This is a genomic window from Psychromonas sp. MB-3u-54, from assembly GCF_002836415.1.
In the GTDB taxonomy this organism is placed as follows: Bacteria; Pseudomonadota; Gammaproteobacteria; order Enterobacterales; family Psychromonadaceae; genus Psychromonas.
Map to the genome: position 1 here is coordinate 1 of NZ_PJBP01000126.1, position 14,835 is coordinate 14,835.

At 40.7% G+C, this 14,835-nt stretch carries 12 protein-coding genes; 7 read left to right on the forward strand and 5 right to left on the reverse strand.

From position 1 onward, the window contains the following. Window positions 1-66 precede the first annotated feature (66 nt). From nadD to lhgO, 5 genes are all read left to right on the forward strand, one after another. The gene (nadD, locus tag CXF72_RS09145) at window positions 67-711 is read left to right on the forward strand and encodes a nicotinate-nucleotide adenylyltransferase (protein WP_101038666.1); all 645 of its coding nucleotides are present in this window, start codon (window positions 67-69) and stop codon (window positions 709-711) included. A gap of 725 nt (window positions 712-1,436) precedes the next feature. Continuing rightward, window positions 1,437-2,801, forward strand: a complete 1,365-nt coding sequence (locus CXF72_RS09150) for a sigma-54-dependent transcriptional regulator (protein ID WP_101038698.1) — start codon at window positions 1,437-1,439, stop codon at window positions 2,799-2,801. Between the two features lie 297 nt (window positions 2,802-3,098). After that, the gene (locus CXF72_RS09155; protein WP_101038667.1) at window positions 3,099-4,097 is read left to right on the forward strand and encodes a TAXI family TRAP transporter solute-binding subunit; all 999 of its coding nucleotides are present in this window, start codon (window positions 3,099-3,101) and stop codon (window positions 4,095-4,097) included. Window positions 4,098-4,176: 79 nt separating this feature from the next. After that, the gene (locus CXF72_RS09160) at window positions 4,177-6,318 is read left to right on the forward strand and encodes a TRAP transporter permease (protein WP_101038668.1); all 2,142 of its coding nucleotides are present in this window, start codon (window positions 4,177-4,179) and stop codon (window positions 6,316-6,318) included. A gap of 54 nt (window positions 6,319-6,372) precedes the next feature. Further along, on the forward strand, window positions 6,373-7,590 hold the full coding sequence (lhgO, locus tag CXF72_RS09165) for an L-2-hydroxyglutarate oxidase (RefSeq protein WP_101038669.1): 1,218 nt from the start codon (window positions 6,373-6,375) through the stop codon (window positions 7,588-7,590). Here the strand turns inward: lhgO and CXF72_RS09170 are convergent. Both CXF72_RS09170 and CXF72_RS09180 read right to left on the reverse strand, forming a co-directional pair. Continuing rightward, complete coding sequence (locus tag CXF72_RS09170; protein WP_198552547.1) at window positions 7,587-9,662, reverse strand: PAS domain-containing sensor histidine kinase; 2,076 nt, start codon at window positions 9,660-9,662, stop codon at window positions 7,587-7,589. The two genes, lhgO and CXF72_RS09170, sit on opposite strands and share 4 nt — an antisense overlap. 1,108 nt (window positions 9,663-10,770) lie before the next feature. Beyond that, window positions 10,771-11,544 carry an endonuclease gene (locus CXF72_RS09180; protein ID WP_101038671.1) on the reverse strand — a complete coding sequence of 258 codons (774 nt, stop codon included), beginning with the start codon at window positions 11,542-11,544 and terminating at the stop codon, window positions 10,771-10,773. Between the two features lie 108 nt (window positions 11,545-11,652). Between CXF72_RS09180 and CXF72_RS20035 the strand changes: the two genes are divergently transcribed. Then, on the forward strand, window positions 11,653-11,787 hold the full coding sequence (locus tag CXF72_RS20035; protein WP_269801171.1) for a hypothetical protein: 135 nt from the start codon (window positions 11,653-11,655) through the stop codon (window positions 11,785-11,787). 431 nt (window positions 11,788-12,218) lie between these two features. Here CXF72_RS20035 and CXF72_RS19570 read toward each other — a convergent pair whose 3' ends face one another. Then, on the reverse strand, window positions 12,219-12,446 hold the full coding sequence (locus tag CXF72_RS19570; RefSeq protein ID WP_198552548.1) for a hypothetical protein: 228 nt from the start codon (window positions 12,444-12,446) through the stop codon (window positions 12,219-12,221). A 174-nt stretch (window positions 12,447-12,620) separates the two neighbouring features. After that, window positions 12,621-12,923 carry a hypothetical protein gene (locus CXF72_RS09190; RefSeq protein WP_232784931.1) on the reverse strand — a complete coding sequence of 101 codons (303 nt, stop codon included), beginning with the start codon at window positions 12,921-12,923 and terminating at the stop codon, window positions 12,621-12,623. Between the two features lie 567 nt (window positions 12,924-13,490). On the opposite strand from CXF72_RS09190, the gene CXF72_RS09195 reads away from it, so the two are divergent. Further along, a complete protein-coding gene (locus CXF72_RS09195) occupies window positions 13,491-13,883 on the forward strand; it encodes a hypothetical protein (RefSeq protein ID WP_101038673.1) in 393 nt (130 codons plus the stop codon). Between the two features lie 256 nt (window positions 13,884-14,139). Here CXF72_RS09195 and CXF72_RS09200 read toward each other — a convergent pair whose 3' ends face one another. Beyond that, complete coding sequence (locus CXF72_RS09200) at window positions 14,140-14,556, reverse strand: hypothetical protein (RefSeq protein ID WP_101038674.1); 417 nt, start codon at window positions 14,554-14,556, stop codon at window positions 14,140-14,142. Between the last annotated feature and the right edge of the window lie 279 nt (window positions 14,557-14,835).

The window sequence follows — 14,835 nt, forward strand, 5'->3', positions numbered from 1 at the left end:
AAGCATGAATTTAATGGATTGGGTATTACATACTCTTTTTTCTGATTTAAAAGGACAGATATCAATATGGATATTCAACAACAAGCCATCGGTTTTTTAGGGGGCACTTTTGATCCCATTCATTTTGGGCATTTACGGCCGGCACTGGAAATCACTGAAGCGCTTTCTCTGCAGCAGCTTTTTATTATGCCAAATCATATTGCGCCTCACAAATCAGCCAGCCATGCCAGCGCCAAACAGCGCAGCGAAATGGTGGCATTAGCAATCAGTCAGCAAGCTAGAATGACCATTGACAAGCGTGAATTAAAACGTCACAAACCCAGTTATACCATTGATACATTAAAAGAATTAAAAATTGAATACCCCGATACCCCAATCTGTTTCATTATGGGAATGGACTCGTTAATCTCTTTTGATAAATGGTTTGATTGGAAAAATATTCTTTCCTATTGCCATTTAATTATCAGCCATCGCCCCGGTTGGGAGAATAAATTCAACCAACAAGTCGCTGCCCTTGTGGCAAAACACCAAACGACGGATAAACACGATTTACATAATATTCAATTTGGTAAAATTTACTTTCAGGCCACCAGCCAATTAGCGATTTCATCAACTGAAATACGCGAACTATTAAGTCATGACATCAGTATTGACTTTTTAACCCCGGACAGCGTAATCAGCTATATTAAAGAACAGCATTTATATACTTAACACCAAAAAAATAATCTGACCCAACGTATTAATAAAGCAATCAGATTTAAAACAGACTTAAAATATTAAGAGATTGATTTAATAGCGTATTTTCACCTTTTAAATTAGAACGTAATTTTATTTGTTTTGATATAAATCACTTAAAGAGGCAGGAATCAACAGACGATAAATGAGCATATTCCAGGCAGAAGGCTGATAAGCTACTGATTCCAAATCAAAGCCTGCTAACAACAAAAAGCATCATTTAGAGAGAGTCGTCCGAAAGCTCGACACCTGAAAAGGGGATAAAAGCAGATGCTCAACAAATAATTTTGATGCATCCACTGCCCCATAATATTTAAACCATACTGCAGCAACGAATTATGACAGCTTGATTTTTAAGAAAAATTTTTTATCTATAAAATGGGAAATAGTAGCGTTGCTTTCTATCGAAATAGCCCGCGACAAATCATACATCACTCTGCTCTTATTCCTTTTTCCTTTGCAATCCCAGATCACTTTATTAAGCCGAATGGTATTTTTAAATTTATTCTGCGGACCTTGTCATTGTACCCAGCAATCGGCAGTCGCTATTAACGACGGAATCCAAGTTCAAGGGTACAAACTATTTATCTACAGGAAGCCCAAATATTAGTCAAAAAGCAGTTTCCTAAATACTAATTGAAATGTTAAATTATCGTTACCATCGCGTAATTGCAAAACTAAATCAAAAGGCCCGTATCTTTATGCAGCAGCAGGGAAACATTCAAGTAGCACTTATCGAAGATGATACCATTGTCCGCCACGCCACCAGCCAATGGCTGCAGCTGGCTGGATATCAAGTACTTGAATTTGCAGACGGGCTCTCTGCCCTGCGGGGGATTCCAATTGATTTTCCTGGTGTCGTCATTAGCGATATACGTTTACCCGATATCGATGGTATGCAGTTATTACCGCAGCTTCTAGAGCGGAAGCATGATCTGCCTGTTATATTAATCACCGGCCACGGCGATGTCGATATGGCTGTTCATGCACTGCAGGATGGCGCCTTTGATTTTTTCGAAAAACCCTTTGATCCTGATAGATTAATCGAGGCCATTGCCTCAGCCGTTGAAAAGCGTCAGCTGCAGGATAGTGCCAATGAACGCGAACAATACCTGCAGCAAGTTCAGGGATTGGAAAAAACGCTTATCGGACGATGTCCTGCAATGGTCGCCCTGCGCGAGCAGCTGGTGAAAATTGCAGCTTTCGATACTAATGTGATAATTTACGGGGCCACAGGCTGCGGCAAAGAGCTTGTTGCACATAGCCTGCATCAGGTAAGTACACGAAGCAAAAAAGCTTTTGTGCCCATCAATTGTGCAGCAATCCCTGAATCATTATTTGAGAGTGAATTGTTCGGTCACGAGTCAGGCGCCTTTACCGGTGCTATAAGACAACGCATTGGTAAATTTGAATACGCAGACCAAGGTACCTTGTTTTTTGATGAAATTGAAAGCATGCCCGCTAATATGCAGGTCAAGGTACTGCGTACCCTGCAGGAAAATACCATAGAGAGGATCGGCGGTAATAAACAGATACATATTGCTTTACGGGTTGTAGCCGCAGCCAAGGAAGAGCTGCTTGACCTCCCGCAATTCAGGCAGGATCTATTCTACCGCCTGAATGTTGCCCAGCTGTATTTGCCACCGCTTAATGAACGAGGCGATGATGTATTACTACTGTTTAGCCACTATACTCAGCAGATTAAAAAAGATTGTCGAAAAATAAGCCCCAGTGAACAGAATATTCTGCTCAACTATCCTTGGCCGGGTAATGTCCGTGAACTGAAAAACGTCGCCACCCGTTTTTCATTGGATAAGACCCTCAGTGTCGGAGATATATTATCAAGGGGACCTAATCAAAATAGCTCACAACCCCAAACTAAACACTCTCAGCTTTCGTTGGCGATCCAGCTGCAAAGCTATGAACGAAAAGTACTGCATGAAACTCTTAGCTTTTATAACGGCAGTATCATTGATGCCATGGATGCGTTAGATCTGCCTCGTCGTACGTTGAATCAGAAGATGGTCAGATACGGGTTATCACGCGCCGACTATACTAACCCTTAAATTTCATAGGCAATTTATTGCCTATGAAATTTAACATAAAAGTTACATCCCACCTTTTCTTGCAACATGCCTCACTGCAACGCTACGTAGCAGGGCCGTTGTACAAAACCAACAATAGGCTGTTTTTTGCTTATATAAAAGCAGCTAAATAAGCTAAAACTTGCCTATTTGTAGACATCAATATTTAAGAACCCCTTAATATCAACAAGTTGAAAACTTGGCACTAAATTTGCTCTACCTAGTTAACTGAAGATGATTTTAGTTAACCTTTCATAATGCACTATACGGAGAGTAAAAATGTTTAAGAAAACACTGATCACATTATTATTGGCATCAAATATCAGCATCGCTTCTGCGGCTGAAGAACGCAGTTATATTTTATCAACCGCTTCAACGGGCGGTACCTATTATCCTGTCGGTGTGGCGCTTGCCACCTTAAGTAAAATAAAGCTCGAGCCTAAACACAATTTTTCTCTGGCCGCTATCAGCTCTGCCGGCTCCAGTGAAAATGTTAAACTGTTAAATGATGACGAAGCACAGTTTGCCATTCTACAAGGGTTATACGGTGCTTGGGCATGGCAGGGTGAAGGTCCGTTCAAAACTACTGGCCCGCAGACCAAACTTCGTTCAATCAGTATGTTATGGCAGAATGTCGAACATTTTATCATTCGCTCTGAACTGGCAAAAACCGGCACTATTGAAGACTTGAATCAGCTGTCAGGCAAAAAGTTTTCAATCGGCAAGAAAAACTCAGGAACCGAAGGATCCGGTCGTCAAATAATGTCTTCGCTCAATATTGATCCTGAAACCTTCAATCTGGCTTACCTAGGTTACGGCGGCAGTGCAAATGCATTGCAGAACGGCTCCATCGACGGTATGAACATACCTGCTGGCATGCCTGTTAGCGCAGTTACCCGCGCCTTTGCCGTATTGGGTGAAGATATTAAGATTCTTGACTTTTCTGATAAACAACTCGAACAGGTTAACCAGAAGTTTGATCTGTGGAGCAAGGTTGTAATACCAGCCGACACTTATCCAGGTCAGGACAAAGCAGTAAACACCATCGCGCAACCAAACTTCCTGGCAGCACGTGCAGACGTCTCTGAAAATGATGTTTACCTGTTAACTAAAACCATCTATGAAAACCTAACTTTCCTAAACGGTATTCATCAATCGACCAAAGCAATGGCCATTGAAAAAGCGATTGCAGGCCTTCCGTTGCCGCTTCATCCAGGTGCAGCACGTTATTACAAGGAAGTGGGTATTACTATCCCTGCCAAGTTAATTGTACAGTAAACGTTTCCTCTAATATTCCAACGACCTCAAACCACTTAACTTGCTGGTTTGAGGTTAACTTCTCCAAGGATATCTACCCATGAATGATAAAACCGAGCTGGATTTTGAAAAATTTGAAGTCCCGACCAGAAGTGATTTCCCCTGGCTAAAAAAACTTGTCTCCATATTTGGAGCATCGCTAGCTCTGCTCCATATTTGGTTTAATACTCTTTCTACCCTGCCGGAACTCTGGGTGTCTGCAACTCACTTTTCTGGCTTTGCCATTATTTGTGCCCTGTTATATCCGCCTCATAAAAGTTTAAAAAAAAGTAAAGTCGCCCTTGTCTTTGATATCTTTATCGCCATAGCCGCCTTCAGCTGCATGCTCTATATTCCCTTCGCTGAAGATGCGCTTTATGAAAGGGGCGTACGTTTTGTCGCCACCGACTGGTTCTTCTCTATTCTCGCAATCACTATCGTTTTAGAGTTAGTGAGGCGGACAATGGGCTGGTTTATTCCTGTACTCATTATACTGGCATTAAGTTATGTCGTCCTGTGGGGGCAGTGGGTTTCGGGTATGTTTCATTTTCCAGGTCTGAGCTACGAAACCCTGCTTTACCGTAGTTTTTATAGCTCTGGAGGTATGTTCGGTGCAATTGCACGGATCAGCTGGAGCTTTGTGGTGATGTTCATCCTGTTCGGCGCATTTTTGGTGCGCTCAGGTGTCGGTGATTATATTATTGATGTCTCCCGCGCGGTTGCCGGAAAAATAATCGGCGGCCCAGGTTTTATTGCGGTGTTGAGCTCAGGATTAATGGGTTCGGTATCCGGATCAAGTGTTGCCAACACAGTATCAACAGGCGTCATTACTATTCCCTTAATGCGACGTGCCGGATTTCCTGCGCGTTTTGCCGCCGGTGTTGAAGCGGCCGCGTCAACGGGTGGACAGTTAATGCCGCCCGTTATGGGAGCAGGCGCATTTATTATCGCTTCCTACACGCAGGTTCCTTATCTCGATATTATCGCAGTATCTGTTGTTCCGGCCCTTATATATTTTTTATCGGTCGCATTTTTTGTACGAATTGAAGCTAAACGAAGTGGTGTTCATCAGGTATCAACTTCCGATAAATCTCTGTTTAAAGTATTTATCTCCGGCTGGCATAACCTGATACCGCTAGTGGTATTAGTTAGCTTGCTTGTAAGTGGTTTCACCCCGACCTATGCCGCAGGTTTATCTATCATCTCAGTCGTGGTCTCATCATGGTTTTCACCGAATAATAAAATGGGCCCGAAAGCAATATTCGAAGCACTTGCACAGGGTTCACGTAATATGGCCACTACTGCGATTTTGTTAGTCGCTATTGGTTTATTAATCAACGTGATCAGCACCACAGGTGTGGGTAATACCTTCTCTTTAATGATCAATGAATGGGCAGACGGTAGCTTGATTATCACGATCCTATTAATCGCCCTTGCATCATTAATTCTCGGCATGGGTTTACCCGTCACAGCCGCTTATATCGTGCTAGGCACCCTTTCCGCTCCTGCTTTATATACATTGATTGCAGAAAGCCAAATAATCCAGCTGCTGGTAGACGGACAGCTACCCGAAGAAGCACGTACCATCTTCTCCTTGGTTGCACCCGACCAGCTCTCTGCACTTAGCGCACCTATGCTACCAGAACAGGCTCACTCATTACTGGCATTAGTTCCTGCCGATTTTATGGGAACACTGTTAGAGCAGGGACTTGGTGCACAACAGGTTGCATTAGTCTTATTAACCGCACATTTGATTATTTTCTGGTTATCACAAGATAGTAACGTGACACCGCCAGTCTGTCTGACTGCTTTTGCAGCTGCAACCATCGCGCAGACCCCGCCAATGCGCACCGGATTAACAGCCTGGAAGATTGCTAAAGGTTTGTATTTAGTTCCCTTGTTAATGGCTTATACCTCTTTAGTTAGCTGGGATTGGGTTGAAGTGCTAACCGTCGGAGGCTTCGCAATTATCGGCACCTACGCATTTATCGGGGCAATGGAAGGATACCTCGAAGGACCGCTTAATTTATTTATTCGGCTTGTTCTACTCATCACAGGCCTTGCTCTGACTTGGCCGGATATGCCAATTTACGTTAGGTTGATATCTATAGTAGTTTTCGTCTTCCTATTTATGTTCAGTCGTAAAAATACAGAGGATGTTACTAACAGCCACCAAGAAACAGTAGCAAGCACAGCATGCTAGCTTCCAAAAATACAATAATAACCGACCACTTACTAAAAATTGGAGTATAGACCTGTGGATAAAATTTACGATTACATTATTATCGGCGGTGGCATTGTTGGTGTTTCCACCGCTTGGCAACTGCAGAAGAATGAACCTGAAAAATCAGTTCTACTGATTGAAAAAGAAACGCAGTTATCACAACATCAGACCGGCCATAATAGTGGCGTTATTCATGCTGGCGTATATTATGCGCCGGGAAGTTTAAAAGCAGAATTTTGTAAAAAAGGCGAGCAGGCAACGGTTAATTTCTGCCGTGAGCATGATATTGAAGTTCAGAACTGCGGGAAATTACTGATCGCCACTAATGACGTTGAATTAACGCGTATGCAAGCGCTTTACGCTCGCTGCCAGGAAAATGATATTGATGTTGAGCTACTCGACAAAAACCAGCTACAGCAGCGTGAGCCAAATATCACTGGAGTAGGCGCTATTTTGGTTGCTGCTACCAGTATTGTTGATTACCGTTTGGTCACAGAAAAGATGGCGGCGGAATTCAGCAAAATTGGCGGTCATATTCAACTGGAAACAAAAGTTGTCGATCTTAGTGAAACAACTGAACTGATAAAAGTAGAGTGTGAAAAGGCAGGCCTGCATCAGCAGTTCAGTTGCCGTTTTTTAATCTCCTGCTCTGGTTTGATGGCAGATCGCGTTACTCGTATGCTAGGCATCAAAACCGATTTTCAAATCATTCCTTATCGTGGTGAATATTACCGATTAGCACCAAAATTCAACAATATAGTGAGTCACCTGATATATCCTATACCGGATCCCGATATGCCCTTTTTAGGGGTGCACTTAACCAGAATGATAGACGGTTCGGTAACAGTCGGTCCCAATGCAGTACAGGGGTGGAAGCGCGAAGGGTATGGTAAAATCAATATCGATCTAAAAGATATTGGTGATATGCTCGGTTTTGCTGGTTTTTGGAAAGTATCAGCGAATAACCTGCTGACGGGTTTAAAAGAGACTAAGAACTCTTGGTGGAAACCCGGTTACTTAAAGCAGGTTAATAAATATTGCCCGCAGCTGAAAGTTAATGATTTATTACCTCATCCAGCAGGCATTCGTGCTCAGGCAGTATTAAAAGACGGCTCCCTTGTGCATGATTTTCTGTTTGCAGAAAGCCCACGCAGCCTGCATGTTTGTAACGCCCCTTCACCGGCGGCCACTTCAGCCATTCCGATCGGAAATTATATCTGTACTAAAGTATATGAAAAAATGAACACTTAATCTGAGGAAGCGATTAAAAAAGTCAGGCGGAAGGTCATTCCCGGCACATTGCCGTCCTTCCCCATGATTTTAGCATTATTAACGGCAGCGATAGTCCCCTGCATATCGCGTACGCTGTTAGCCGTAATGGCCAGCCCTAGGCCTAAACCTTCACCTATTTTTTTGCTGGTATAAAAGGGCTCGAAAAGGTGTTCTAACTGCTCTTCACTAACCCCGGGTCCATTGTCAGTCACCTCAATAATAATGTTACCCTGCTCCTGTACTGCCGAGATATTCAAGGTCTGACTATCATTGCCCTGCATCGCATCCAGCGCGTTGACAATCAGATTTCCGAGCACCTGATTCAGCCTGTGTGATTCGCCAAGTATTGAGTTGAGCTGCGCCGGCATACGCACCCTGACATCACATTGGGCTAACCGATGCTGATGAATTCGCAGCACCTGCTGCAGCGTATCAGATACCGAAACGGCTTGCAGTTTCTCGGGACGGTTAAATGCAAACATTTTCAACTGCTTTGTCATGGCCGACATTCTGTCAATAAGTGTATTTACCAGCTTCATATTAGCGCTTAGTATCTGCATTTCACCACGCTCAATCAACAATTTATTGCTTGATAAAAGCGTCCGTAGCCCTGTTAATGGCTGGTTCATTTCATGGGTGATCGCACTGGACATTCGCCCTAATGCAGCCATTTTACTGCTCTGCACTAACTCTTCTTGAGCATCACGCAATGCTGCTGTTCTTTGTTCAACACGCACCTCTAACTGCTGGTTAACAGAGCGCAGTGCATTCTCAGCTTTTTTACGTTTACTGATATCAATAACAGTCAGCAAATAAACCTGTTGCTGATGAAATGACAGGTTTATTAACGATAATAAAACGGGGAATTGCGTTCCGTCACTTCGTTTAGCGATACTTTCAACAGCAGAAAACTCTGAAACTGGACCTTTGTTACACAGGTTTTTCAGCCATAGCTGAATGATATGGCTGCAATCCTGTAAAGGGAATAACTGATTAACGGAAATATTTTTAACCAAAAAGTCGGATAAGTAAAAATAACGTTTCGCAGTGTGGTTGAGATACTTAATCGCACCGTTTGTGTCCAGCAGCATTAGTCCGACATTGGCTTTATTAAATATCAACTGCAGTCTGTGTTCCGACTCTAACAGCAATTGTTGAAACTGCTTTTTAGATAATAATTTCTGACGTCGTTCATAGATAAACAGCAGTAAAAACAGCAGCAGAACCAGCAAAGTCAACACCAGTAATGTCACTATATTAATACTTTTATTAATGTCGGAAATTGGCGCTAAATAATAGATATTCCATTTTAAATCATCGAGCAGTACCTGCTGCACTAAATATAACTGCCCTTCAACTTCCCATATATGAAGTCTGGTTCTGTCAAATAACACACGCTTCTTCCATAGATCCGGCTCAAACTTCTGGGTATTTATCTTCTTGTTAGTGGAGAGAAAAAACGTCTGCTGCTCATTACTGAAAAGTACAAATTCGTCACTGGCTAACCAGGACTCCGTTAAGGCACTTAAATTAACTTTAACGACTGCTATACCCAACCGTAAATTACCTTCATAAATGTCAGCCGCAAGATAATAATGTCCGTTACCTTCTGTGATATAACTTAGTGTTACAACCTCATCCTGCTGCTCAGCAAGACGTTGTGCTATCAGCTTGCCGTCATTTTTTATCCAACCGGAATGATCGCGGCTGGATGCAATTAATACACCCTCTGGATCGAGAATATACCAGCCATTTGTTTCTGCAGATTTATCTAGCTGCTCAAGATGCATCTCCACCTCGGAGATACCCGCTTTATCTCCTTGAAGCAGTAACTTGTTTTTACTGTTTTCTGCAATAAGGGAAGGTAGATAATAATAACGCTTTAGCACCCGCCGAGTATCTCCGACATAATTTAAAAAGCGGTTTTCACTCTCAGTCTGAGCTGCGGATAACATCCACTCTTCACTGATAAAGCGACTCAACAGTGCAGTTGATACAAAAGCGCACAAAACAAAAAAGATAATCAAATATTTTTTAATGCCGGCAGACAAATTACATTTCCTTTATTGTTGACGGGAGGAAGAAGATTATAAAATATGGAGATAAATTAACATAAGATAATGAGGATATTCAAAATAAAACAACAATTGCAAATATATAATGATGATTTTTGAATTCCAGAGGTATTAACATTTCTCGCTAGGCTTTAAATTGGGATCACGGCAACAGTCCTGTCTTGATTTCTAATATAATCAAGCACCACTTTTTCCTTTCAAATATCCAACAACATTTGAAACTGGAAACTTTGCAGGGATATTCAGGCAAATAGATACATAATTTTTTATTAAGTGGATTATCACTCCTTGTTTTTGCTAATTAATGAAACGTATCACCTAAATGTTCTCTCGTCGCTCCATATATCCACTTTTTTCTTTCCATATATCCACTTTTGTCTTTTTTAGAGATAATACCAATTCCACTCATTAAGTGATCTTTTTAGGCGCCGGAAAAATGCATGAAAACAAGGCATTGATTGCAGTAACTGTTCTAATTATACAAAATAGCAGGAACTATTTTAAACAGCTTCAGCTGGACACAAAATGTTTAATAACAGTCTGTTATAAATAAAATTAATAGCAAAGACTAAAATGTAGTTTTCTGTCTAGCGAGCATGTATTTTAATCGGTATAAATAAACATAAAATTATCGGCTTTGGTATTATTTACCTGAATCACCCTATTCCTGCGATTGGTCCCGATAAAATAAAGTAATAGTTAGTTTTAATCCGCAAGGTTATTTAGAGATGCACGTCATTTAATATAAGATAGGGATCTGTTTACTACCTCCGGGGCTGAAATGTTCACTATTATTAACATAGTTATGTATATCGTTATTACCTATTTTGTCATTGGGTTATTATATGCTTTAAAGCTAAATGCCAAACCTATTGAGCAAAAACCGCTTTGGACAAGCAGTCACGAACCATTAAAAAGATTATTTGCTATATTGATATGGATGACAACCTGGCCGCTAGTGTTTGTGAAAAAAAACAATAAATAATAACCGCTGTAATCCCCCTGTATCAGCCCCTCCCGTCACTAGTAACTTAGTGACGGTTTTTTTAACTGCTAGCATCAGCCTATAGGCCAACTGCATAGTTTATAATATGGCCGTATTTTTTTGTGCAACAATCTGTGCATTACGCACTTGTGAACAAGCCCGTTTCAAGACTAAATTCTCATTCCCCTGCAAAATTGCAATCTTTCCTGCTCTCATACATTCCCACTCGCTTACGGGGTACATCTTATTCCAAGCATTCATTAATTGTCGTTGTGAGTTGTTCATTTTGTAACGCGGATAAGTATCTTCCATATACATATAAGTTCGAGCAATGCGCCCCCTTGCTCTTACCGGTGGCTCTGTTTTACGATTATCTATTTTCATCTCACAGCTACCAAAATTACTCTTTTTATTCGGTAACATAGTAAAATTATAATTGCTCCTAAGACCATTCACAGCACCGACAGCAGGATAAAGGTTAAACATGTCAGCCTGCATATATCGATATTCAGTATTTACTTTTTCAGCACACTTCCTACCTTTAAAGCTTTTACCTTTACTGGTTACGCATTGTTTATCACCTTCACGCCACTCTTTGAAAGTACGTCCGAAGTTTTCCGCAGGCACAACATGCTCCCACTCATTTTTTTGGGATCTCTTAACGTACTTATCAGTATAAAAACCTTTAGGTGGAATAATGTTTTTCTGAGCATCAAAGGAAGCACCACAATAAAGGGTTATCCTGTGGTTCTGATACACATCTGTTTCAAGTATTTTCTTAGCCTTGCGGAATGAGTCATTGGTTTTATTAGCGGCAAAAGAAGGGAGAGAGACGATTAACAGCGTGAATACTGAACGTTGTAATAACTTCATTTATATATCCATATTTTACAGGTGGTAAGTAAAGGTAATTTAATTTAAAAATTCTATCAAAATCAGAATGTTATAGCTAGTTATTCTGTTTTGAAATGAAAATATGAATTGAATTTAAATGAAAAAATAAATAAAGGCATGCTTATCTTATTTGAGGAACAATCTGAACAATTAGAGCAAGGGCGAAAGGCAGAACAGCCAATCTTTTTATTGAAATTAGATATTAATAAAGATGTACCTTAGCGCCTAATATAAGCGGGTATTTGTGCTATAACGCCACAGAAAAATATTTTAGAAGGGGTTGAATTAAATAATAGGGCACTGAAAAAGCTGGACGGTCAATCTTTTGATTGAAATGAGCTGTTAATAAAAATGTACCTTAGCGCTGAATATGCGGGAAGAATAGATTTTCGTTTACAAGCCGCCAACGCAGAACTTATTTAAAGCCTATAACGAAAATGCTACAGCGGAGCGCACCTTTAGCGCATCCGCTGTAGCATTTTGTTCTATTTTGGAACCCAATTGTTGTTACTGCTTAGGTGGAAGAGGCCATTGAATGAAGGCCGTTGTCGGCTCTATTCCGGGAAGAAGATAGGACGGGACGGAGCTGTTAACAACACCAAGATGCTGGATGTACTTGTAGATTGCACGCAGATCTATTTCAGTCATCCTATTTAACGCCCACCATGGCATTGGCGGCCTTGTTTTAGTGTCTTAGCTTTACTAACCCAATCATCTTCGGAAAGTCCTTCGACATATTCGCGTAAGTTAGCAGCATAGGTCGTACCCCAGTCTCCTCGGAAACCCAGAGAGTCGCCTAAAAGCCACTCTTCCTCGAGTATTGCACCACCGCTTTGGCCGTACCCGGCGGTATGGCAATCATTACATCCGCCTATTTCCACGAGATACTTTCCTTTTGAGATATCAGATTCACCCGCTATAGCCGCACTGCTAATAAATAATAAAATGCTTCCGGTTACAAAAAATTTGATGATTATGGTTTAACATTTAGGGTCATTATTCTACTTCCTGTGATTGAGGCATTGGAAGGTACTTAAATATACACTTGTTAGATTTTAACCCAGCCCCCAAGCACTCTTTTCTGTATCAGACATCGCGTTATAAATACTGTTAAATGTATCACCGTATTCATTGCTCGCATTACCAAAGACCTTATAATTTGTTATGAGGTATCTTTTTACTGTCCTCGGCCATTTTCCAGAATGATGAGCATCATTTATGATACCTTTTGCATCGAGGTAACTTGTCCCTTTTCTAAGCTCTGACAAACGGTTTTCAAAAGAACCATAACTCCACTCATCAGTTCTGGATTCAAATTCGTTTAATAATTCGTCTTTATACTTTTCCATTTTTGGCATAGGGCAGATCTCCATTTTATTGAGCTAAAGCTAACGGCGTATTAGCCTGCATTCGCACTAATGTGTGAATGAAAACTGTTTATTGAGAGTATTTATAACAGGTTCTTTCGTGGGGGACTGATTATTATGTTGTTTTCTTGACTTACCGTTGACTTTTTTAACGTAAATCGTACATACCGGCCTATCAATGCGAAAATCAAATACTGACTCTCAGGGTCATCTTCACTACTAATGACTTTTAACTGGTTTTTAGTCAACAAAAAAGTCAACTTGAAATCAAAACACGGTTCTATCTGACTGTTTTATAAATCTATTGCGATATGGTTTTTATCAACACATCAAATTTTTACAGTGTATTGCTGAGAATGCAGACTAATACCAAAAGAACTAAAAAGGTGATCACCCTTGCTGGTTAAAATCATCCCTAACTGCGTTGTGAGTTTTGAAGTGAGAATAACTATCTCCTGCAACTCACGCCTTATTAGTGCTGATTTTTCCTTCGCAATCATTGATCACTTAATTAATTCTTTTGGTATAATACACTGTTAATCCACACCAGGAGTGAGCATGAAAAAACTATTAATATTCTTTGCAGCGGGTTGCTTGGGAGCACTAGCCAACAGCATCGCTGTTTGGCAATTTGGACAGCTTGGTATCACTTCGGAGTTTGGTGTTTCAATTGCCCCCTCTTTAAGCCCTGCATGGCTGTATCCAAGGATTGTGTGGGGCGGTCTCTGGGGATTTCTTTTCATTTTACCAATGATGCAATCAAGGCTACTTCTTAAGGGAACAATCTTAAGTCTCTTTCCAACCGCTGTTATGCTCTTGATAATTTTCCCATATGTGGCAAACAAAGGCATTGCTGGCATAGAGCTTGGACTGATGACACCCGTGTTTGTCATATTCTTTAATTGGGTGTGGGGTATTATTACAGCTATCACAATTAAATATGCAAAGTAATAGGGCTAATATGGTAAAGGCTGGATGGCAAGGAAAGGAAAGCTTGAAGGCAGGAAGGCTTGAAGGCTTAAGGGCTGGAAGCAGGAAGGCAGGAAGACTGAGCAGCCAATCCTTTTATTGAAATTTTGTGTTATTAAAAATTCATATGATCGCGTATTTGTGTTGTTACGCCATAGACAAAAATATTAGAGGCTGTTGAATTAAGTCATAATGATTTTTAAGGGATTAGAATATCAATCCCTTAGTCAGGCGCTGGTCAGCTGTATTTTTTATCAATTTTTTTTAGAGAGCGTAAAAACAGTCCTAGGCCACCTACCGCTAAAACCAAAATAACAATAAGATCAAACGATGACATAGTGCGTAAACTAAAACGAACGGATGATATGACTCCAAATATTAATGCTGTCATTGAACATATTGATAGTAGCCACCCTAAAATATTTTTCGCGTTATAGAAAACCAGACCCACACCAAAGATAAACGGAATCATCACCGTGCCACCCGTAAGCCCTACGCTAGTGCCAAAAGCATTCAGGTTATATAACCTATTCCCTAATCCAAAATTTGAAGTCACTGTGATTGCATTTAGCAGCAGATAAAAACCACCGCTCATCATTAATAAACCAATAAAAAAATGCCCTATGCCACCCGAACTTCCACCTGCTCCTTTCATTATCACTACCTTCCTTAATATGACTAAAATAATTTTTCCCGTACGAATTTTAAGTACAGCTAATGACTTAATAACGCGAGGAATTCTCAGTATATTATAGGCAAAAGGCTGGACAGCCAATCTTTTTATAGAAATTCTGTGTTAATAAAAAATGCACATTATCATCAAATATAATCGAGCAAAAAGAAGTGGCTACCCTAAATTAGGAGCAAAGCCTGGATGGCAGGAAGGCTTAAAGGCTGAACAGGCAATCTTTTTATTGAAATTAGATGTTAGCAC

Excerpts from the sequence above, each read along its gene's own strand:
- nadD (WP_101038666.1), top strand. The coding sequence starts at position 67 with ATGGATATTCAACAACAAGCCATCGGTTTTTTAGGGGGCACTTTTGAT.
- CXF72_RS09150 (WP_101038698.1), top strand. The coding sequence starts at position 1,437 with ATGCAGCAGCAGGGAAACATTCAAGTAGCACTTATCGAAGATGATACC.
- CXF72_RS09155 (WP_101038667.1), top strand. The coding sequence starts at position 3,099 with ATGTTTAAGAAAACACTGATCACATTATTATTGGCATCAAATATCAGC.
- CXF72_RS09160 (WP_101038668.1), top strand. The coding sequence starts at position 4,177 with ATGAATGATAAAACCGAGCTGGATTTTGAAAAATTTGAAGTCCCGACC.
- CXF72_RS09180 (WP_101038671.1), bottom strand. The coding sequence starts at position 11,544 with ATGAAGTTATTACAACGTTCAGTATTCACGCTGTTAATCGTCTCTCTC.
- CXF72_RS09190 (WP_232784931.1), bottom strand. The coding sequence starts at position 12,923 with ATGCCAAAAATGGAAAAGTATAAAGACGAATTATTAAACGAATTTGAA.
- CXF72_RS09195 (WP_101038673.1), top strand. The coding sequence starts at position 13,491 with ATGAAAAAACTATTAATATTCTTTGCAGCGGGTTGCTTGGGAGCACTA.
- CXF72_RS09200 (WP_101038674.1), bottom strand. The coding sequence starts at position 14,556 with ATGAAAGGAGCAGGTGGAAGTTCGGGTGGCATAGGGCATTTTTTTATT.